Source organism: Frankia sp. CeTa3Moorea (assembly GCF_978021225.1).
This window is the reverse complement of sequence record NZ_CDXDOR010000013.1, coordinates 24,230-44,328: the sequence shown is the minus strand read 5'-3', so window position 1 is coordinate 44,328 and position 20,099 is coordinate 24,230. Positions and strand designations below refer to the sequence as shown.

Genomic DNA, 20,099 nt, shown 5'->3' with positions numbered 1-20,099 from the left:
CCATCTCCATCAGCCGCGCGGACATCAGATCGCGGATCTGCGCAGCAGCCCGACGAGCTCACTGCCCGCGCGTAGCTCCCCGTCCGGGCCGAAGACCTCGACGCGGCCGATCGTCCGGCCGTGGCCCGCGTGCAGGGTACGCACCCGGAACAGGTGCCAGTCCCGGACGTCCAGGTCGTCGTAGAAGGTCACATTCTGCGAGAGGACGGCGACTGCCAGGCGCTTGGTGGGGGTCAGGCCGGTGACGGCCAGCAGGTCGGACAGCGGCAGCAGCTCGCAGCTGTGCGCGATGAACGCCCTCCACAGGGACCGGTCCTCCGGCGCCCCGGGGATGCGCTGCCATTGGTCCAGCTGATGGGTGCCCGCCCGGGGAAGCACCCGAACCTCCCAGGGCATCATCGGACGGTCGAGGGGGCTGGCGTGCTCCGGGCCGAGGAAGTCGGACTCGGTGGAGCGCAGGCGCAGGAAGTCCGGCTCTGGGGAGCGGAGCATCACGTCCGCCCGGCAGATCTGCAACGAGTCTTGTCGGAAGGTCAGGGCCAGGGAGTCGATCGACCGCCCGTGGGCCAACCGCTCGACGTCGATCCAGACCGGTTGGCGGCAGTCGCCGGGGCGCATGAACACCGTCTGCAGGCTGTGCGTGATCTTACTGGGGGTCATACGCTCGGCGAGAACGATCTGCTGGCCGAGCAGCTGCGCCCCGAGGACGCCGCCGTGTGTGCTGAGCAGGCATCGGGCCGGCACCGGCGGAACATCCCCGCCGAGGTCGAGAACTGCCAGTAGTTCACTCAGAGTGCACTGGCCGGGCGCCGGCGCCCTATCGGCCCGATCCTGCGCGCCGGCCTGTTGCTCGGGGGTCTCACCAGCTCGTGCGCCCGTCGTCTCCGCGGATTGTGTACCCACAGTGCACCCTTCCCGCGGACGCTCGCCAGGTGCGAATGCCGCGGATATCCTCGCCGGACGCCCGCGCTGGACGCCCAGGTCGGGGGACCGTGACCGGTCGCTGCACTCTCTGCCGAATTGTCACACGTGGATCATGACTCCGCCCGACGCGGAGCCTCGCGGCAAATATCGGCCTATTCGCCGCCGACCGCTGGTCACAGTGGCGCACGTCACATTCCATTGAGTCCGTATGGCAGATAAAGGTTGCTACTTATCGGTTTGTCCGCCGATTTCGGACTGTTACCGATCTCAGACTGCTCTGGAATCTGCTTCGAATCCCCCGTAGGGGCGGGTGATGATCTCCATGCCGTGGCCGGCCGGGTCCAGGAAGTACAACCCCCGTCCGCCGTCATGATGATTGATCTCGCCCGGGTGCTTGCGGTGCGGATCCGCGTAGTAGGTGATCCCGGCCCGTTGGATCCGCTTGAACGCCGCGTCGAACTCCTCCTCGGAGATCAGGAACGCATAGTGCTGCGTAGTGATCGACTCAACCGGTGCGGTGGCGAAGTCCAAGGTGACACCGTTTGCGGTGACGACCGGGATGAACGGTCCCCACGCGGCGCCGACCTTGAGACCGAGGATATCCGCTAGAAACTCGGCCGATTCCCGGTTGTTCCGGGCATGCACAATAGTATGATTCAGCTCGACTGGCATATGGATCTTCTCCGTAAGTCGCTTTGTCGGCACTTCCAGGGCCCGTGGTCCTCGGTGGAGATACCGGGAATGCTCGGATTCGGAATGTCGTAGTCCGCGAAGACGGCGGGGAGCCGGCATCACCACCTGATTATCCCACCCGGTCCTCGCCGTCTACCCGGTCCTCGTGCTGCCGGCGGTGCTCGTGGGATGGGTGCTCGTGGGACGGGTCATGCTCGTCCGGATCAAGCACCCGTCCCCGGACGAGGGAGTCGACGTGCAGCGTCACCGCGTCCCGGGTGACGTCGAGCGGAGCGACGACGAACCGACCGATTGGCAGGTAGGCGCCGTCGGGCCGGGAGTCCCAGCTGTGCAGCCCCACCCACCAGCGGTCCCGCGCGTCGGTGAAGGCATGGGCCCCGCTCGGTCCGAAGCCGACCTTTCCCCCGGTCAGCATCGGTTCGTGCGCCGGCCGGCAGGGCCCGAGCGGCCCCTTGCACGACGCGGTCGCCACCACCTGCCGTCCACCGAGCGGCGACGCGGCCGAATAGAGCAGATGGTGACGCCCGCGGGTTGAGATCATCGATGGTGCCGAGATCCGCCCCTGCTGCCAGGACAGGCTCGGGCGGAGCATGACGGCGGGTTCGCCGGCGAGCACGAGTCCGTCGGGTCGCAGCCGCTGCGCCCACAGCGTGGGCGGCGCGCCGTGGTTCCGGTCCGAGCCGCCGCCCGCCCCGGGGCTTGCCCAGGCCAGGTAAGCGCGTCCGGCTTCGTCGACGAAGGGGCTCGGATCCGAGCTGCCGCCGTCCGCGGTCTGGCAGATGAAGGGCGCGAGAGAGGTGTCGACGAACGGACCGTCGGCGGAGTCGGCGGTCGCCGCGGAGATACAGCGGACGCCGAGGCCACGCACGGCCGTCGCGTAGTACATGACGAACCCGTGGCCGAAGGCGCCGACGGCCGCCGGGCCGAGGCCGCCCGCGGGGTCGGCCCAGGGCGGCAGGGCGTGCAGCGCGGCCGGCTCGATCGTCCAGCTCCGGCGGTCCCGGCTGGAGAGCACGTCGACGGTGCCGGGGGAGTCCGGGTCCACGCCGAAGGCATAGGTCGTCCGGTTGTGGGTGATCAGAGACGGGGTCGAGAACTCGATCCCGGGGACGAGGACGGCCCGGGAACCCGGGCCCGGACCGGACCTGGCAAGGTACAACCCGCCTAGGACGATGATGATAACGACCACCGCGGGCTGGCGCCGAGCGAAGTCGATCAGACCCTGAGTGAGCCCGGCGCCTCGCTCTCCGGCCATCCCGCCACCATCCTCAGCGTACGTATCTGAGTGAGCATCTAATGGCGGAGTGTATTCACGATCAGCTCGACTTCACCGGACGTGGGTCGGTGCCGGCTCGGTCGGTGCCGGTTCCATCTGGGCCGGCTCGGCGGACAGCTTGTGCAGCAGGGTGGCACTACGGGCGTTCACCCCGACCAGGCTCACCTGCGTGCCGCGTTCGCGGTACTTCGCGCACACGTCGTCGAGGGCGGTGACCGCCGCCGAGTCGAGAAGGTGGGCTTCCGAGAGGTCGATGACCACCCGTCCGGGATCGCGCGCGTAGTCGAAGGCGTTCACCAGATCACTGGTCGAGGCGAAGAACAGCGTGCCCTGGACGGCGTAGATCCTCTCCCGGCCCTCCGGGTCGAGCACGCTGGTCACCAGCGCCAGATTCGCGGCCCGGCGGGTGAACAGCAGCGCGGCCAGCACGACGCCCACCCCAACCCCGTAGGCGAGGTTGTGGGTGGGCACCACGACGGCGACGGTCGCCACCATGACCGCGGTCTCGCTGCGGGGCATCCGGCGCAGCGTCGAGGGCTGGATGCTGCGCCACTCGAAGGTCATGACCGACACCATGATCATAACCGCGACCAGTGCCGACATCGGGATGACCCGCACGAGGTCGCGCAGCGGGACGACCAGCATGAGCAGGAAGCCGCCGGCGGCGAAGGTCGACAGCCGGCCCCGCCCGCCCGAGCTGACGTTCACCATCGTCTGGCCGATCATGGCGCAGCCGCTCATCCCGCCGAAGAAGCCGTTGACGATGTTGGCGATCCCCAGGCCCCGGGATTCGCGGTTCGGGTCATGCGTGGTGTCGGTCAACCGGTCCACGATCTGCGCGGTCAGCAGCGTCTCCACCAGGCCGACGGCGGTAAGCGCCACCGCGTACGGGGCGATGATCCGCAGTGTCTCCCAGGTCAGCGGAACGTCGGGCACGCCGGGGACGGGCAGTGAGCTCGGCAGCCGGCCCTCGTCGCCGACGGTGGGGACGGAGATGTCGAAACCGGCGGTGACGAGGGTGAGGACCGCCACCGCCACGAGCGGCGGCGGGACCGCTCTGGTCAGGCGGGGGACGGCCAGCAGGATGGCGAGGCCCGCGGCGACGAGGGCGTAGACCTGCCACGACTTGCCGATCACGTGCGGCATCTGCGCGGTGAAGATGAGGATGGCCAGCGCGTTGACGAAGCCGATCATCGCGGCCCGCGGGACGAACCGCATCAGCCGTGCCACCCCGAGCCGGCCGAGCACGAACATCAGCAGGCCCACCCCGATGGTCGTCGCCAGCAGGTAGTTCAGGCCGTGGTCGCGGACCAGGGGGGCGGCGACGAGGGCCATGGAGCCTGCCGCCGCCGAGATCATCGCCGGGCGCCCGCCGGTGAACGCGATGACCACCGAGATGGTGAACGACGCGAACAGACCGACCTTCGGATCGACCCCCGCCACCACGGAGAAGGAGATCGTCTCCGGGATCAGCGCGAGCGAGGTCACCAGGCCGGCGAGCAGTTCCACCCGGACGTAACGAACCCCCGGCCAGTGGCGGGTGAGGCGGCGGGAGTACCAGGGGCCGCCGGGGGCCGTCCGGCGAACGAAGCCCCCGGCGTCGGCGGCCTCTCGGGCGGTTGCACCAGGCATGGCGGCGGCCTCCCCTGCCCTGCGACGAGGGGGCTACCTTCCCCGAGTCCTGTTAGTCCCACTTGACTATACAAAGGCGGTTTCGTCGTGACAGCGGGTGGGTTCGCCGGTCAGGCCCGAGGCGCGCCGAGGCGTACCAGATCGCGCTGCATCTGGTCGATCTCCATCGACTGGGCGAGCACCATCGCCCTGGCCATCGCCCGTACCCGGTCCTCACCGGCGTGCATCGCCGCGTACTGGGCCATGGCCAGCCCCCCACGATGGTGGCGCACCATCAGGGTGAGGAAGAGGACGTCGAGGTCATGGCCCCGGATCGAGGCCAGCCGTTGCAGCTCGGCGGGGGTCGCCATGCCCGGCATGCGCGCGGTGTCCCGCGGGTCGCTGGACGCGTCCTGCGCCGCACCCCCGGCCAGGCCCGGCATGGACATGCCGGGCCTGGCGGCGCCGTGACCGTCATGACCATCCTGCCCGCCCGAGGCCCCGTTGACGGTGCGGGAGTCCCGCATCCACCGCATCGGTGTCCCGGAGGTGGACTGGGGCCGCCCCCATCCGGACAGCCACGAGGACATGATGCCGATCTCGCGTTGCTGGGTCAGCGCGATGTCCTGGGCCACGCTGCGGGTGTCCTGGTCACCGCCGTGACTGAACTCGATCATGGCCATCTGCACCGCCTGGGCGTGATGCTCGGACATGTCCCGGGCGAAGCCGACGTCGACCGACCCCTCAGCCGGTGGCCGGCTGGCGAGGTTGCCCAGCGCCGCGCCGGCCGCCAGCAGGCCGGCTACCACGGCGAGCATCACCGGCGCCCACCACAGCCGGCTTCGGGCCCAGCGGCGTCGCGGCCGCGTGTCACTCCCGCGCGCCGCATCGCCGTCGCTGGCCGGCGGGTCGTCGCCGGCTGGCCGGTCGTCGTTCGCCGTCATCATGATCACCTCGGTTGGGCGGGTGAGTTGCCCGGGCAGGTGGTCAAACGTGCAGGTGGGAGTTGAAGACGAACGTCCGCTTGCCCACCTGGACGCGGGTGCCGGGGATCAGGGGAGCCGGCTGGTGCGGGCTCAGCGGCGTCCACACGGTCGCCTCCGGCGGGGCGATGTAGGTGCCGTTCGCCGAACCCTGATCGGTGATGACCGCGTCCCAGCCGTTGAGGGTGATGATGGCGTGTACCCGGGAGACCGCGCTCTCGCCGTCCTCGACCGGCAGCGCCCGTGCCTTCCCGGCCCGGACCGCATCGTCGCGGTCCGGCTGGCGGCCGATCACCAGGTCCATGTCGACGTTCATGGTCTGGCCGTCGTCGAAGACGAGGACGCCGACGGGCGGCCGGGGGCCCCAGACCGTGCGGGTGTTCTGCTGGGCGAGCGACAGGCCGCACTCGGAGCAGTACGGCGCCTGCGGGTGGTTGAAGTGGCCGTTGGCGCATAGCACGCCCTCGACCTGAGGCTCGCCGCTGCTCGGCAGCATCGTCGGTGCCTCGTCGTCCTCGATGAGGTCGGAGACGGTGAAGCTCTGGCCCGGGAGCTGGGTCAGGGCGTCGTGCTCGTCGTCGGTGAGGTCGTCGCCTAGATCGTCGGAGAGGCCCTCGCGGTGGCCGACGGGCCCGGCGTGGCCGGCGTGGCCGTGACTGCCACCCAGATCGCTCCCGGCACGCGGGATCGAGTCACGCTGGGCCAGCTCGGTGGGCGGATCCTCGTCGAGCTCGTCGAGCTCGTCAAGGTCGGCTGCCTGCGTCGGTTCGGCGGCGGCGCGGCGCCGGTGGGCCTCCTCCTCCTTGCTGAGCAGGGGGGCGAGCGCCGGCGGGGTGGTCGACATCGGATCGGGGGCGCGAGTTCCCGGCGTGGGGATGGGCGCGGCGCCGGTCATCGGCTCCCGGACCGGATCGAACCCGGCAAGCAGCTGCTCGGCGGAGGCCTTCGGCGCGGGCAGCGACGGCGTGTCGCTGAGCAGCAGACTCACCCCGATCCCGGGCACGGCCCCGATGCGCAGGTCGAGCGGGAAACCGAGATCGCCGAGCCCGCCGGGGAAACCCGTCGGCCCGACCATGCCGGTGGGGCCGACGTCGATCCGGCTGATCTCGGTGGGCAGCAGCCGGTCGACCCACGTGGCCGAGTCGACGCCGGAGAGCGTCACCCCGGAGCTGCCCGTCGCGACGACGTCCATCGCCCCGTGGACCAGCGCGGCGACCCGGTCATTGACCGTGGTCAGCAGGCTGAAGTCGGGCACCCGATCCGGATCGGCGTCGGCCAGCAGCCCTGCGACCCGGCGCACCAGCCGGCGACCCATGGTCGACGCGGTGGCGCCCACCTCGGCGGCGACCTCGGCGCACAGCGCCAGCAGCCTGGTGGTCGTCTCGGCCGTCTCCGACCGGCCGGCACGGGCGACGATGAGTGCGCCGGGCAGCCGGACGACCACTCCCGCCCGATCTCCGCGCCCGGATTCCACGACCACCCGGAAACGGTCCAGTCCCGCCATGACCTCGCCCCTCGTATCCCGCACCTCGGAGGATCCCGACCTTGAAGGATCCCGCACTCCGAACATCGGTGCCGATCTTCAGGCTATCGGCTCCGGTGCGTATCCTCGCCGCCTATCCTGCCGTGCCGCGCCGGCACCGGAAACCGCCCGTCACCGCACACCCGTGGTCACCGCACACCCGTGGTCACCGCACACCCGTCCTCGGGTCGGTCACCCCAGCGCGCGGTCGAGATGGATCGCGGCACTGATCAGGGCGAGGTGGGTGAACGCCTGCGGGAAGTTGCCGAGCGCCTCCCCGGAGGAACCGATCTCCTCGGCGTAGAGCCCCACGTGGTTGGCGTAGGTGAGCATCTTCTCGAAGACCATCCGGGCCTCGGCGACCCGACCGGCCCGGGTCAGTGCCTCCACGTACCAGAACGAGCACAGGTTGAAGGTGCCCTCGTCACCCGTGAGGCCGTCGCTGCCGTCCGCGGCGTACCGGCGCACCAGACTGTCGCTGACCAGGTCCTCGCTGAACCGTTCCAGGGTCGACAGGAACCGGGGGTCGGTGGGGCCGGAGAACTTCACCAGCGGCATGCACAGCAGGGATGCGTCCATCCGTGGTGAGCCGGGGAACTCCATGTAGGCGCCGCGGGTGGGGTTCCACGCCTCGTTCTGGACGAACCGGTAGGCCTGCCCGGCGTAGTCCTTCCATTCGTTCGTCGGCCCGGGCAGGCCACGCTGGCGCGAGATCCGGCAGGCCCGTTCGAAGGCGACCCAGGTCATCACGGCTGAGTAGGTGAAGCGCTGGCGCCCACCCCGGGTCTCCCAGATGCCCTCGTCCGGTTCGTCCCAGTGCTTGGCCAGCCAGTCGAGCTGGCGGCCCAGCGCCTCCCAGAGCTGGAAGGAGATCGGGACCTGCTTGTTGTACAGGTACACCGAGTCCATCAGTTCGCCGTAGATGTCGAGCTGGAGCTGTGTGGCGGCGGCGTTGCCGACGCGCACCGGCTTCGAGCCGCGATAGCCGGACAGCTGGTCGAGGACCAGCTCGTCCAGGTCGGCGTTGCCGTCCACGCTGTAGAGCACGTAGAGCCCGGAGTCCTTGGGTGCCTCGTGACATCGCTGTTCGAGCCAGTCCATGAACGCCGCGGTCTCGTCGGTGAAGCCGAGCGCCATCAGCGCGTACACCGTGAAGGCCGCGTCGCGGATCCAGGTGTAGCGGTAGTCCCAGTTGCGCACGCCGCCGAGCTCCTCGGGTAGCGAGGTGGTCGGCGCGGCCACCAGCGCCCCGGTGGGCCGGTAGACGAGCAGCTTGAGGACGAGAGCGCTGCGTAGCACCATCTCCCGCCAGCGGCCGTGATAGCGCCCGCGCCGGATCCAGGCCTGCCAGTAGTTCAGCGTCCGGGTGAACAACGTCTCCGCCTCACCGATGATCAATGGGCGGATGGTCGAGTTCCACTCGAGCACGATGTCGGCACACTCGCCCATCGCCAGCTCGAACTCGGCGACCACGGCCGTGGCCTCGACGCGCAGCGGCAGGGCCGTGCGCAGCACAAGGGTGCCGGCGGTCGACTCGAACACCGCGCCCGAACCGGGTACCAGGGTGACGGTGTGCGGGTCTCGGCCGTAGTCGAACCGGGGGTCGCAGCGCAGCCGGAACGTGGCGGTTCCACGCACCGCTCGCGCCTGGCGGACCACGACGTGCGGCGTCTCGGTGACGTCGCTGTCCACCGGGACCATGAAGTCGATGACCTCACCGACCGCGCGGGGGGCGAGGAAACGGGTCATCAGGATGTTCGAGTCGGGTAGGTAGAGCTGCCTGGCCCGGGAGTCCGGACAGTGGATGCGGAACGATCCGCCACGGTCGGCGTCCAGCAGACTCGCGAAAACCGACGGCGCGTCGAAGCGCTGCGGGCAGTACCAGTCGATCGTGCCGTCCGTGGCGACCAGGGCCACGGTACGCAGGTCGCCGATGACCGCGTGCTCTTCGATGGGCGGATAGTCGGTGTCGGGCATTCGTGGGCTCCGCGAAACGTGACCGGCCGAGGTCGGCCGTGGGGGTTACGGGACAGGGGGGAGGATGGACCACGTTGTCGCGGCCCGCCGGGAGCCGCCCGCGTCCTCCGACCGCCGCCGGTCGCCACGCGATTCGGTGGCAACCAGGCGAAGGTAACCCGTGGCGGAGCCCACGGGACCATGACCGGGCGTAAGCCACAGTGGCCGCGGCGAGCCGGTGAACGTGCGATGCCGGCGGTGGTTCGCGGCCACATCGGTGGCTACCAGGATCGTTGGGACCGGTTCACCGGTGGGGAACGGTAGTTTCCGGCGCGGGTGTGCGGGTGTTGCCGGATGCGCCCTGGTGGGGTCTCGGCGCTCGGGCCCCCACGGCGGCCACCTACGATCACGCTATGGCCGCCCACCCATCGACCGCCGAGGACGGTCGTGCCGCGTTGGTGATGTTCGCCCGGGGTGACCGGGTCTTCCCCGTCGACGACCTCGGTGGCGGGGTCTGGTCGCGGCGCGGCACGGTACTCGCCGTCCACCCGGCCGGCCGTCGCGAACCGGCCGGGAACGCCGACCCCGTGCGGGTCGAGTCGGCCCGCGGTGTGACCCCTATCACGGCCCGAGCGACCGTGCTGTGGGACGACGGCACCGCGGAGGTGATGGCGGAGGACCAGCTGTGTCTTGTCTACGACCAGGAGGCACCTGTCGGTATCCGGGTCGTCACGCTGCCGATGGTCGAGCCGGTGGACGTGGTGCAGCACGGTGGCCACGTCGTGCTGGTCCTGCGCGACGGTCTACTGACACCCGCCGACGTGGAGATCCTGCGCGACAAGCTGCGCTCGGTGCGTGCGGCGCTGGCCTCCACACGGCCGGATCCGTCGTCCGTCGCCGAGCTGCGCCGCCGGGATCTCGACCTGCTGCGGGCCCTGATCGCCCAGTTGACCGGGGGCTAGCCCGGCACCGCGGGGGTACGCCGGGGGTACAGCCCGGCTCGGTGCCGGACGGCTCAGGACGTCGAGTAGGGGCCGGGGCGCACCCCGGGGCCGTAGGCGTTGCCGTTCATGCCGGCCCGCGGCTGCTCGGTCATCGCCTGGCTGACCTTCGACGCGATCGCCTCCGTGAGCCGGATCGCCTGGGTCAGCGACAGGTTCAGCACGATCTCGCTGTCATCGGTCATCGCGAAGCGTACCGACACATCCGCCATGGTGGTTCCTCCCAGTCTCGGCCCGCCCGACACCCGTCTCCGGTGGTTGGAGGTCGGAGGGAGGCCCGTTTGGGCGCTCACTGCCGCACGGCCTCGGGGCATGGTGACCGTCCCAGCCTCTCGGATCGACTTCTCGAGCTGTACGCGACCCCCCCGTTCAAGGACCAGGGCGGTGCTGCTAGTGGCGTCCTTGTTCGGCTCTTCGTGACCGTCCAACTTCGATAACCCCTGTCGCTGCGGCTGTCGCCGTTCCGGCTTGCCGATTCGTAATGGTTGCATCGCCTACGGTGGTGATGCTACGAATGGGGTGCGAAGTTGTGAGTCGGATCACGTTGAGGCGACGCCGCGGGCCTCGTCGGGGTTCACGGGTCGGCACCGTGGGCCTGGTGTGGTGTCCTGTCAGATCCAGCCCGGGAACCACATCCGGGCGCGCCACGAGGAGTAGGGGATCACCTCGGCGGCCAGGATCGGGTAGAAGTACGCGAAGAGCAGCACGACGATGATCGTGTAGATTCCGACCGACAGCGCCCCGACCAGGCGGCGGGTCTCCGACGCCTCGCGCGGGCCGAGGACGAGCCCGGCCAGCGCCGTGATGGCGAGGACCAGGAACGGCAGCGACGGCAGCGCGTAGAAGAAGAACATCGTGCGGTTCGGGAGCAGCAGCCACGGCACGAAGGCCGAGCCGAACCCGACCAGCACCAGGGCCGCCCGCCAGTCCCGCCGGGAGACCCACCAGGCGAGCATCGCGACCAGCGCCGCCGTGCCGACCCACCAGATCGCCGGGTTGCCCAGGGCGAGGACCTCCCGGGAGCAGCCGGCCGGATCGTGGCAGCCCGAGGTCCCGTACGCCGGCGAGGAGTAGTAGTACGCGACCGGCCGCGCCATCACCAGCCAGCTCATCGGATGCGACGCGAAGGCGTGCCCCTCGTGGAGTCCCTCGTGGAACTTCAGCACCGCCATCTGGTACTTCCACCAGCCGTGCCACGCGGCGCCGAAGCCGTTGCCGTAGTAGTGGCGGTAGTAGCCGCCGTCGGTGGCGAACCAGCCGGTCCAGGTGGCGAGGAAGGTCACGATGGGGACGAGTAGGAACCCGGCGAACCAGGCCGGGCTGTCCCGGCGCAGTGCTCCCAGCACGGGTCGGCGGGCTCCGCCGGTGCGCCGCGCTCCGATGTCCCACGCGAGGGCGAGCGCCGCGAAGCCGATGATCGTGTAGAGGGCGCTCCACTTCACTCCCATGGACAGTCCCAGGGCCACCCCGCAGGCCAGCCGCCAGGGGCGGAACCCCAGCCGCGGCCCGTACGTGTCGAGGAGGCGGTCGGCCCGGGTGGGCGGAGCCGCCGCGGTCGGGCCGCTGTCCGGGCCGGCGGTCGAGCCGCTGTCCGGGCCGGCGGCATTGTCCCCCAGCGGTGCTGATCCGGGACCGGAACCAGTCGGTTCCAGGCGGTCGGCGAGCCGGCGGCGGCCGTCGTCCCGGTCGAGCAGCAGACAGGCCAGCGCCACGACGACGCCAGTCATCAGGAAGATGTCGAGGATCCCGATGCGGCTCTGCACGAACTCCAGCCCGTCGAGGGCGAGGAGCAGACCGGCGAAGCAGCCCAGGAGCGTGGAGCGGAACATCCGTCGGGCGGCGCGGGCGAGGACCAAGACAGCGAGCGTCCCGAACAGCGCGGATGAGAACCGCCAGCCGAGCTCCGGACTGCCGTGCGAGACCCCGGCACAGTCGGTATAGCCGAACAGACCCTCGGAGGCGGCCATCAGCCACTTGCCGAACGGCGGATGGACGACGTAGGCCGGACCGGAACAGGTCGTCGAGTTGATCTCATACCCGGCCGTCAGCAGGCCCCAGGCGTCCTTGGTGTAGTAGACCTCGTCGAAGTAGATCCCGCGGGGCTCTGTGAGGTGCCAGAAACGCAGCAGCCCGGCGACGATCGCGACGGACAGGGTCGCCAGCCACCCTACGAGCGGCGACCGCGGCATCGGTGGGCACAGCCGCTCACGCACCGAGAGCGGCCGACCGCCGGCCGGGCCGGAGGAACCCGGGCCGGCCACCCGCGCCGCGTCCCCGCGACCGGTCGCCGTCCAGGGCAGGTGGGCCGTCGTCGCCGTCACACCGATCAGGGTAGGTCCTGGCTCCTGACAGACTGGTCGGGTGTCCGGGACCCTGGTGCTGTGCGGTGCCCCCATCGGTGACGTCCGGGACGCCAGCCCTCGGCTCGGCGAGATCCTCGCCACCGCGGATGTGATCGCCGCCGAGGACACCCGCCGGGTCCTACGGCTGGCGCACGCGCTCGGCGTGACGGTGTCCGGGCGGATCGTGTCGTGCTACGACGCGGTGGAAGGCGCCCGGGCCGCCCGGCTCACCGACTACCTGCGCCAGGGTGCCACCGTCGCGCTCGTCACCGACGCCGGGATGCCCGCCGTCTCCGACCCCGGGTTCCGGGTCGTGGCCGCAGCCGCCGCCGCGGGGATGGCCGTGACCGTCGTTCCCGGTCCGTCCGCCGTCACCGCGGCCCTGGCCGTCAGCGGGCTGCCGACGGACCGCTGGACCTTCGAGGGCTTCCTGCCGCGCAAGGGCGGCGACCGGCGTGGACGCCTTCGCGACCTGGCCGGCGAGCCGCGGACGATGGTGTTCCTGGAGTCCCCGCACCGGCTCGTGGCCGGCCTGCGCGACCTCGTCACGGCCTTCGGCGCCGACCGTCCGGCGGTGCTCTGCCGCGAGCTGACGAAGACCTTCGAGGAGATCGTCCGCGGCGACCTCGCCGATCTGCTCGGCTGGGCCACCGACGGCCGGGTTATCCGGGGGGAGTTCACGCTGGTGGTCGCCGGCGGTACCCGGGGCCGGGCCGGGCCGGGCGTGGCCGAACCAAGCGTGGCTGGGCCAAGCGTGGCTGGGCCAAGCGTGGCTGGGCCAAGCGTGGCCGGGCCGATCATCGACGGCAGGATCCTGGTCGCCGAGGTAGCCCGACGAACCTCGGCGGGGATGTCCCCGAAGGACGCGCGCAAGGCTGTGGCCGCCGAGTACGGCGTCTCCCGCAACGAGGTCTATGCCGCGGAGCTCGCCGCCCGGGCCGGGGACCGGGCCGGCGGGCGCTGAGCACGGTCGGCGGTCAGCAGTGGCGTTGGAGAACGAGGGCCTTGCCCAGGGCCGCCCACTCGTAGGCGATCACGTACGGCCAGGCCCGGCGCGGGGGCGGGACCCCCTGCATCCGCGTCTCGCCGTCATAGCAACGGTCGAGGCGCAGCCGGGCGCGCGTGCTCTGTGAGGTCGAGGCGACGACCATGAGCGAATGCCACCCGCGGCGTGCCGCCGCCGCGGAGGTCCACCGCGACTCGCCCTGGGTCGTCCGCGGATCGGGCGAGAAACAGATCACCTCGACCCCGGGAATGGGCCCGGGGCACGGGTCCTTCTCCGTCGGCGCCGAGACCGCGAGCACGGGTGCGTAGCCGGCCCGCGCGAGTGCGACGGCGCGTTCGAGCCGTCCCGGACTCCCGGCGAACATGACGATCGCGTCCACCGGGGCGGGAGCATCCTGGTGCGGAAAGACGAACAGCCGGGCCGTCGCCACCGCGAAGGCCACCGTCAGGCCACCGAGGATGCCCACTACGGCCCGGCGGCGCCACGGCCCCGCGGGAGCACGACCGAGTGGACCCGCTGCCATGTTTCCCCCTCCGCGGGCCGCCAAGTGCCGCCGTGAGTTTCTCAGTACCACGGCGGCACCCGAATCAACCACCGTTCACCCGCTCCGGGTGGTCCACCCCCCGGATGGGCCACCGCTCCGGACGGTTCACCCGCCCCGGATGGCCCGTCGGCGGCGGAGGCCCACTCACGTGGTGGGGAGTGTGCGCGAGGCCGGAGGCGTCCGGGGCTGCGCGGTCCGGGGCTGCGTGGTCGGGGGCTGCGTGGTCGGGGGCGTCGTCCCCGATCCGGCCGTCGGCGTGGGAGGGCTGATCGAAAACGTGCCCGTCCCCGGCGAAGTCCGCGACGCCGTCCCCGGGCGGCTGGTGAACAGCCGGGGATGGGCGAACGGTGCCCGCGCCGACTCACGGGGCCAGACCGTCCGGGAGGCACCGGCCTGCCACTGCACGATCGGGATCTGGTGGCCGACCTGGAGCCCCGTCGCCTCGTCCAGCCGGAAGCGACCGAGCAACGTGGTCGTGTCGATGCCCCGGGCGGCGGCGAGCACGGAGGTGTCCTGCACGCCTCCGCAGTAGCGAATGGCCCGTCCCAGGATCAGCCCGGTGACGTAGGCCCAGGCCGCCGTTTCGGTCGGCGCGACGCCGTGCAGGGCGGTGAAGTCGGCGGTGAACTCCCGCGCGGTCGGACCGGTCGCGGTCGGCTGGGTGCTCTCGGGCATCCAGCTGCCCGGCGCCAGCAGCTGCTCGCGCAGGTCGCCCAGGCTCGCGGTGGCCTGCGCACTGACGGCCGTGGAGAAGGCGGCCGCCCGCCACGGCCGGCGCAGCAGGATGTTCGCCGCCGCCAGCTCGTCGTCCGGGCCGGCGTGGACGATGAGGATGTCGCCCGGGGGCAGCCGGGTCGCGGTGAGGGCGGCCTTGCCCGGGGGGAAGACGTGCGAAGCCACCTCGAACGACTGCGCTACCGCGGCGGCCTTCGTTACCGATGTGATCTCGACGGCGGTGTCCCCGGAGGCGAGCAGGACGACCTTGCGGGCCCGTCGATCGGCCGCCCGCACGGCGGCGAGGACCCCGCGCGGCCAGGTCGAGGTGGCCGCGGCGATGTTCACGACGTTCGGGAAGGCCTGCCGGACGAAGCGCGTGGACGGGGCGCCGGTGTTGAAGACCACCCGGTCCGTCGCAGCACAGGCCGCGAGTGCCGCCCGGTGGCCGTAGGGTCCGAGCAGGGCGTCGGGTCCCGCGGCCACCGCGGCGCGCATGGCGGTGGCCGGATCGGGATACGCGTCGTAGGCGGTGAGACTCACCTCGTCCCAGGGCGGTGGGAGGCGTTCGTCACGCGCCCACAGGGTGACCCCTCGTAGCCCGGCGAGGCCCTGGGCGGCGTCGGGACCGGTCAGCGGGGTGACCAGGGCAACGGTCAACGGTGTCGTCATCGCGTGGGGTCCTTGCGCTTGCTCACCCGATTAGCGTCCCATGCCGGGTTGTCTGGCACACTCGGCGGCGGTCGTAGACTTCAGACTTCAGGAAACGAAGGGCGGGCACGGGAGGGCGGGCGAGGTGGCGCGAAACTCTGGCCGGTCGGGTGATCCGCCGCCACCGCCGGACCCTCTTCCCGTGGCCGTGGTCGACAGCCACTGTCATCTCGACCTGATGGGCACCGAAGTTCCGGCGGCGATCGCGGCGGCCCGGGCAGTCGGTGTCACGCGGGCCGTCACCGTCGGCATCGACCTGCCCACCAGCAGATGGCAGGCCGAGGTCGCCGCGGCGCATCCGGAGATCTACGCCGCCGTCGCGATCCATCCTAACGAGGCGGCCCACGGGGTCACCGAGGAGACGTTCGCCGCCATCGCCGAGCTGGCCCGCGCCGATCGCGTGCGCGCGATCGGCGAGACGGGCCTGGACTACTTCCGCACCCCACCCGAGGCGCATGCCGCGCAGCAGGAGAGCTTCCGGCGCCACATCGCGATCGCCAAGGAGACCGGCCGGGCGCTGATGATCCACGACCGGGACGCCCACGACGACACGCTGCGCATCCTCGGCGAGGAGGGCGCCCCGGAGAAGGTCGTCTTCCATGCCTTCTCCGGGGACACAGCGATGGCGAAGATCTGCGCGGACGCCGGGTACGTGATGTCGTTCGCCGGTAACGTCACCTTCTCCAATGCCGCCAATCTGCGGGAGGCGGCGGCCGTCGCCCCGGCGGATCTCATCCTGGTGGAGACCGACGCGCCGTTCCTCACCCCGACCCCTTGGCGGGGCCGGCCCGGCGGCCCGTACCTCATTCCGCTGACGCTGCGGGTGCTGGCCGAGACCCGCGGCGTCGGCGTCGCCGAGCTCGGCACGCACATCGCCGCAAACGCGGAGCGGGTGTTCGGGCCCTGGTAGACACCGACGCGCTGTTCTCGCCGGCTGAGCTTCGGGCCCTCGCGCACGAGCTGGACCTGCGGCCGACGAAACGGCGCGGGCAGAACTTCCTCGTCGACGCGAACACCGTCCGCCGGCTGGTGCGGCTCGCCGGCGTCGGCCCGGACGACACGGTGCTGGAGATCGGGCCAGGACTCGGGTCGATGACCCTGGGGCTCGTCGAGGCGGCGAAGGCCGTCGTCGCTGTCGAGGTGGATCGCCCCCTCGCCGCGGTCCTGCCGGTGACCGTGGCCGCCCGGCTGCCGGCCGACGTCGCCGAGCGGTTGCGCGTGGTGGCCGCCGACGGTCTGCGGGTCACCCCGGCCGACCTGCCCGCCGACGTGGCCGCGCCCGGGGTGCTCGCCGCGAACCTGCCCTACAACATCGCGGTGCCGCTGCTGCTCGGGCTGCTGGAACGGCTGCCCTCGCTGCGCCGCGGGCTGGTGATGGTCCAGGCGGAGGTCGCCGACCGGCTCACCGCGCCGCCGGGCAGCCGGGTGTACGGGGCGCCCAGCGTCAAGCTGGCCTGGTACGCGCACGCCCGGCCGGCCGGTGCGGTGCCCAGACCGGTCTTCTGGCCGCAGCCGAATGTCGATTCAGGGCTGGTGGCCTTCACCCGCAGGCCCCTGCCCGGTCCGGCGCGGCTGCGGGCGGACGTTTTCGCCGCGATCGATGCCGCGTTCGCGCAGCGCCGCAAGACCCTGCGTACGGCCCTGGCGCTCTGGGCCGGATCGCCCGCCGCCGCCGGGGAACTGGCGCGTGCCGCCGAGGTCGATCCTGGTGCCCGGGGCGAGACCCTCGATGTCGCGGCCTTCTGCCGGCTGGCCGCCGCCCGCGTCGCCCGCGCTGCCCGCGTCGCCCGTTCCGACTGACCCGCCCGTTCCGACTGACCCGTCCGGTGGAACGGGCGGGGGAGGGCGGAACAGCGGGGAAGGTCAGAGCGGGGAAATCCCGATCGCGCGCCGGACCCCGGCGAGCACTGGCCGGGCCCGGTCGCGGGCCCGCTCGGCACCCGCCGCGAGGATGTCGTCCAGCTCGCTGTCCGGGGTGATGAGCTCGGTGTAGCGCTCCCGCAGCGGTGACAGCCAGTCGTTGAGTGTCTCGAACAGGGCGTTCTTCACCTCGCCCCATCCAGTGCCACCCTGCTCCAGACGGCTGCGCATCTCCTTGATTGCCTCGGGAGCCGCGAAGTTCTCGAGCAGGACGAAGGCCGCGGAACTGTCCGGGTCCTTCGGGTCCGCCAGCGGGGTGCTGTCGCTCACGATCCCACGGACGAGTTTCCGTAGCTGCTTCTCCGGCGCGAAGAGGGGAATGGTGTTCCGGTATGACTTGCTCATCTTGCGGCCGTCGATGCCGGGCAGTACCTTCGCCGAGCTCCCGGCCGGGAGGACCACCTCCGGGATCTTCAGGCTGAACACGTCGCCGAACAGATGGTTGAAGGAGCCGGCGATGTCGGCGGCGTATTCCACGTGCTGCGACTGGTCCTGACCGACGGGGACCACGTCGGCATTCATGATGAGAATGTCGACGGCCATCAGAATCGGATAGTTGAACAGGCCCATGTTGATGCCGGCGTCCAGATCGGGGACGCCGGCCTCGGCGTTGCGGTCACGGGCTGCCTTGTAGGCGTGGGCCCGGTTCATCAGACCCTTGCCGGTGACGCAGGACAGCACCCAGGCCAGCTCGAAGATCTCGGGGACGTCGGACTGGCGGTAGAAGATCGTGCTCGTCGGGTCGAGTCCGAGCACGAGCCACGTGGCCGCCACCGAGCGGGTGTAGCTCGCCAACTCCTCGCGACTACGCACGGATGTCAGGGCGTGGTAGTCGGCGACGAAATAGATCGACTCGTAGGTCGAGGTGAGCTCCAGCGACGGCCGGATCGCTCCGATGTAGTTGCCGAGGTGCGGCTCGCCCGTCGGCTTGATCCCGGTGAGAGACACCTTCGGCTGTTGCGCTGCCATGGCAGGGCAGTCTACGGACGCGGGGCAGCCGCCGGGACGCCCCAGGTCGTTCTTCGCGGCCGTTCGCCTGCCTGCGCCTGTCTCGGTGGCGGGGTGGGAGATCCGAGCCTCGGTCAGGCGTCTCCGCCGAACAGGCCGGTCACCGACCCGTCCTCGAACACGGCCTTGATGGCCGCGGCCAGCAGCGGGGCGATGGACAGTTCGGTGATCTTGTCGATGCGAGCCTCGCTGGGCAGGGGCAGCGTGTTCGTGAGGACGACCTCGCTGATCTCCGAGTTCTTCAGCCGGTCGGCGGCGGGGCCGGACAGTACGCCGTGGGTTGCCGCCGCGATGACGCCCGCCGCGCCGTGCTCCTTGAGTGACTCCGCGGCCTTCGTGATCGTGCCGGCAGTGTCGATCATGTCGTCGACGATGACGCAGGTCCGTCCGTGCACCTCGCCGACCACGTCGAACATCTTCACCTGGTTGGGAACGTCCGGGTCACGCCGCTTGTGGATGATGGCCAGCGGGCAGCCGAGCCGGTCGGTCCACCGCTCAGCCACGCGGACCCGGCCCGAGTCGGGGGCGACGACGGTCACCTCGGACGTGTCCAGCTTGGACTCGATGTAGTTGGTGAGCAGCGGCAACGCGAAGAGATGGTCCACCGGCCCGTCGAAGAAGCCCTGAATCTGGGCAGTGTGCAGGTCGACCGACATGAGCCGGTGCGCGCCGGCGGTCTTGAACAAATCGGCGACGAGGCGGGCCGAGATCGGCTCCCGGCCACGGTGCTTCTTGTCCTGGCGCGCATAGGGGTAGAAGGGCGCGACGACGGTGATCCGTTTGGCGCTGGCCCGCTTCAGCGCGTCCACCATGATCAGCTGTTCCATCAGCCAGGTGTTCACCGGGGCCGAATGGCACTGGAGCACGAAGGCGTCGCAGCCTCGAACCGATTCGGAGAAGCGGACGAAGATCTCGCCGCTGGCAAACTCGTAGGCATTGGTGGGGACGGGCTCGACGTCGAGCGCGGCCGCGACCTCCGCCGCGAGGCCCGGGTGCGAACGTCCCGCGAAGAGCATCAGATTGCGCCGGTTCTCGGTCTGGTAGGCCACCGCGTACTCCTCGGGCGTGACGGCGTGGTCGGGCTGGCGTGGTCGGGCTGGCGTGGGCAGCCCCCGGGCGGGTGACCCGTTCGGGGAACGGCCGTGAGGCCGCACGGTTCAACACTCGGGCCTACCCGGTCCCGCCCCTGTTTGCGCAGGCGGGACGGTACCCACGTGCCCGGATCGCCGCCCGCGACTCCGGCGAGGCCCGCCGGCCGCCGCCCGCGGACCCCGGGCCGCCGACCCGGGCGGGGCAGACCGGGCGGTGTGCATCCCCTCGCTGGCCAGAAGGTTCGGACGGACGTCTCTTTACATTCTGCTTCCCGGTTTTACGTTCTGCTCCCCGCGCTGGGAATACCGGCGATGCCGGCCTCGCCCTTGCCGGTAGGCGGCAACTCACTCCGGTGCGCCACGTCACCCTGATGAGCTGGGATCGGCACGGCGGCCTCGGCCGCGGACGGTTGTGGCATTTCATCGGGACGCTCGGAATCTCCGGCACCGCCGGGGGCCGGGACGCCGGCCGCGGCGGCCGCTCGTGCCGCCGGGCTGCCGGGACGGCGGCGGGAGACCCAGCCTTCGATGATCCGTTGCCGCCCCTCCCGGACCGCCAGCGCGCCCGGCGGAACGTCCTCCCGGATCACGGATCCGGCGCCGGTGTAGGCCCCGTCCCCGACCGTGACCGGAGCAACAAGCATGGTATCACTGCCGATCCGGACATCCGAGCCGATCATCGTGCGGTGCTTGGCCACCCCGTCGTAGTTCACGAAGACCGTCGTGCATCCGATGTTGCTGCGCTCGCCGACCACCGCGTCGCCGACATACGCCAGGTGCGGGACCTTCGTCTGGTT

The 20,099-nt window shown here is 71.0% G+C and carries 17 protein-coding genes and 1 pseudogene; 4 read left to right on the top strand and 14 right to left on the bottom strand.

Annotated features, from left to right (window positions below):
- Nucleotides 1-24: 24 nt before the first annotated feature.
- The 7 genes from AC08OV_RS04495 to AC08OV_RS04465 form a co-directional block, all read right to left on the bottom strand.
- The gene (locus tag AC08OV_RS04495) at nt 25-903 is read right to left on the bottom strand and encodes an acyl-CoA thioesterase (RefSeq protein WP_476613655.1); all 879 of its coding nucleotides are present in this window, start codon (nt 901-903) and stop codon (nt 25-27) included.
- Between the two features lie 288 nt (nt 904-1,191).
- The gene (locus AC08OV_RS04490; RefSeq protein WP_476613656.1) at nt 1,192-1,596 is read right to left on the bottom strand and encodes a VOC family protein; all 405 of its coding nucleotides are present in this window, start codon (nt 1,594-1,596) and stop codon (nt 1,192-1,194) included.
- A 130-nt stretch (nt 1,597-1,726) separates the two neighbouring features.
- Nucleotides 1,727-2,872 (bottom strand): family 43 glycosylhydrolase, encoded by a 1,146-nt coding sequence (locus tag AC08OV_RS04485; RefSeq protein ID WP_476613657.1) that lies wholly within the window; start codon nt 2,870-2,872, stop codon nt 1,727-1,729.
- Nucleotides 2,873-2,944: 72 nt separating this feature from the next.
- Nucleotides 2,945-4,525 (bottom strand): SulP family inorganic anion transporter, encoded by a 1,581-nt coding sequence (locus tag AC08OV_RS04480; RefSeq protein WP_476613658.1) that lies wholly within the window; start codon nt 4,523-4,525, stop codon nt 2,945-2,947.
- A 110-nt stretch (nt 4,526-4,635) separates the two neighbouring features.
- Nucleotides 4,636-5,451, bottom strand: coding sequence for a DUF305 domain-containing protein (locus AC08OV_RS04475; RefSeq protein ID WP_476613659.1), 816 nt, complete (start codon nt 5,449-5,451; stop codon nt 4,636-4,638).
- 40 nt (nt 5,452-5,491) lie between these two features.
- A complete protein-coding gene (locus tag AC08OV_RS04470) occupies nt 5,492-6,991 on the bottom strand; it encodes an FHA domain-containing protein (protein ID WP_476613666.1) in 1,500 nt (499 codons plus the stop codon).
- Nucleotides 6,992-7,201: 210 nt separating this feature from the next.
- The gene (locus tag AC08OV_RS04465) at nt 7,202-8,986 is read right to left on the bottom strand and encodes a glycoside hydrolase family 15 protein (RefSeq protein ID WP_476613660.1); all 1,785 of its coding nucleotides are present in this window, start codon (nt 8,984-8,986) and stop codon (nt 7,202-7,204) included.
- A 392-nt stretch (nt 8,987-9,378) separates the two neighbouring features.
- On the opposite strand from AC08OV_RS04465, the gene AC08OV_RS04460 reads away from it, so the two are divergent.
- Nucleotides 9,379-9,927 carry a hypothetical protein gene (locus AC08OV_RS04460; RefSeq protein ID WP_476613661.1) on the top strand — a complete coding sequence of 183 codons (549 nt, stop codon included), beginning with the start codon at nt 9,379-9,381 and terminating at the stop codon, nt 9,925-9,927.
- Nucleotides 9,928-9,980: 53 nt separating this feature from the next.
- Here AC08OV_RS04460 and AC08OV_RS04455 read toward each other — a convergent pair whose 3' ends face one another.
- Nucleotides 9,981-10,178: a hypothetical protein gene (locus AC08OV_RS04455; RefSeq protein ID WP_006541195.1), complete on the bottom strand. Its 198-nt coding sequence runs from the start codon at nt 10,176-10,178 to the stop codon at nt 9,981-9,983.
- 399 nt (nt 10,179-10,577) lie between these two features.
- On the bottom strand, nt 10,578-12,287 hold the full coding sequence (locus AC08OV_RS04450; RefSeq protein WP_476613662.1) for a dolichyl-phosphate-mannose--protein mannosyltransferase: 1,710 nt from the start codon (nt 12,285-12,287) through the stop codon (nt 10,578-10,580).
- Between the two features lie 40 nt (nt 12,288-12,327).
- Here AC08OV_RS04450 and rsmI point away from each other — a divergent pair, with 40 nt between their 5' ends.
- Entirely contained in the window at nt 12,328-13,272 is a 945-nt protein-coding gene (gene rsmI / locus AC08OV_RS04445; RefSeq protein ID WP_476613663.1) for a 16S rRNA (cytidine(1402)-2'-O)-methyltransferase, read from the top strand.
- A 13-nt stretch (nt 13,273-13,285) separates the two neighbouring features.
- On the opposite strand, the gene AC08OV_RS04440 is transcribed toward rsmI, so the two are convergent.
- Nucleotides 13,286-13,837 (bottom strand): YdcF family protein, encoded by a 552-nt coding sequence (locus AC08OV_RS04440; protein WP_476613664.1) that lies wholly within the window; start codon nt 13,835-13,837, stop codon nt 13,286-13,288.
- Nucleotides 13,838-14,002: 165 nt separating this feature from the next.
- On the bottom strand, nt 14,003-15,244 hold the full coding sequence (locus AC08OV_RS04435) for a type 1 periplasmic-binding domain-containing protein (protein WP_476619335.1): 1,242 nt from the start codon (nt 15,242-15,244) through the stop codon (nt 14,003-14,005).
- Between the two features lie 124 nt (nt 15,245-15,368).
- On the opposite strand from AC08OV_RS04435, the gene AC08OV_RS04430 reads away from it, so the two are divergent.
- Entirely contained in the window at nt 15,369-16,193 is an 825-nt protein-coding gene (locus AC08OV_RS04430; RefSeq protein WP_476619334.1) for a TatD family hydrolase, read from the top strand.
- Nucleotides 16,194-16,249: 56 nt separating this feature from the next.
- Nucleotides 16,250-17,083 carry a 16S rRNA (adenine(1518)-N(6)/adenine(1519)-N(6))-dimethyltransferase RsmA gene (gene rsmA, locus AC08OV_RS04425; protein WP_476619338.1) on the top strand — a complete coding sequence of 278 codons (834 nt, stop codon included), beginning with the start codon at nt 16,250-16,252 and terminating at the stop codon, nt 17,081-17,083.
- Between the two features lie 63 nt (nt 17,084-17,146).
- On the opposite strand, the gene AC08OV_RS04420 is transcribed toward rsmA, so the two are convergent.
- The 3 genes and pseudogenes from AC08OV_RS04420 to glmU form a co-directional block, all read right to left on the bottom strand.
- Nucleotides 17,147-18,172 carry a tryptophan--tRNA ligase gene (locus tag AC08OV_RS04420; protein ID WP_476614388.1) on the bottom strand — a complete coding sequence of 342 codons (1,026 nt, stop codon included), beginning with the start codon at nt 18,170-18,172 and terminating at the stop codon, nt 17,147-17,149.
- Between the two features lie 113 nt (nt 18,173-18,285).
- The gene (locus AC08OV_RS04415) at nt 18,286-19,260 is read right to left on the bottom strand and encodes a ribose-phosphate diphosphokinase (protein ID WP_462186364.1); all 975 of its coding nucleotides are present in this window, start codon (nt 19,258-19,260) and stop codon (nt 18,286-18,288) included.
- Between the two features lie 320 nt (nt 19,261-19,580).
- Nucleotides 19,581-20,099, bottom strand: a pseudogene (gene glmU / locus AC08OV_RS04410) (bifunctional UDP-N-acetylglucosamine diphosphorylase/glucosamine-1-phosphate N-acetyltransferase GlmU); the annotation flags it as partial.

Bases quoted from the DNA above. Each gene is read 5' to 3' on its own strand.
- AC08OV_RS04485 (WP_476613657.1), bottom strand. From the start codon at position 2,872: ATGGCCGGAGAGCGAGGCGCCGGGCTCACTCAGGGTCTGATCGACTTC.
- AC08OV_RS04460 (WP_476613661.1), top strand. From the start codon at position 9,379: ATGGCCGCCCACCCATCGACCGCCGAGGACGGTCGTGCCGCGTTGGTG.
- AC08OV_RS04455 (WP_006541195.1), bottom strand. From the start codon at position 10,178: ATGGCGGATGTGTCGGTACGCTTCGCGATGACCGATGACAGCGAGATC.
- AC08OV_RS04435 (WP_476619335.1), bottom strand. From the start codon at position 15,244: ATGACGACACCGTTGACCGTTGCCCTGGTCACCCCGCTGACCGGTCCC.
- AC08OV_RS04475 (WP_476613659.1), bottom strand. From the start codon at position 5,451: ATGATGACGGCGAACGACGACCGGCCAGCCGGCGACGACCCGCCGGCC.
- AC08OV_RS04470 (WP_476613666.1), bottom strand. From the start codon at position 6,991: ATGGCGGGACTGGACCGTTTCCGGGTGGTCGTGGAATCCGGGCGCGGA.
- AC08OV_RS04490 (WP_476613656.1), bottom strand. From the start codon at position 1,596: ATGCCAGTCGAGCTGAATCATACTATTGTGCATGCCCGGAACAACCGG.
- AC08OV_RS04420 (WP_476614388.1), bottom strand. From the start codon at position 18,172: ATGGCAGCGCAACAGCCGAAGGTGTCTCTCACCGGGATCAAGCCGACG.
- AC08OV_RS04480 (WP_476613658.1), bottom strand. From the start codon at position 4,525: ATGCCTGGTGCAACCGCCCGAGAGGCCGCCGACGCCGGGGGCTTCGTT.
- AC08OV_RS04440 (WP_476613664.1), bottom strand. From the start codon at position 13,837: ATGGCAGCGGGTCCACTCGGTCGTGCTCCCGCGGGGCCGTGGCGCCGC.
- AC08OV_RS04465 (WP_476613660.1), bottom strand. From the start codon at position 8,986: ATGCCCGACACCGACTATCCGCCCATCGAAGAGCACGCGGTCATCGGC.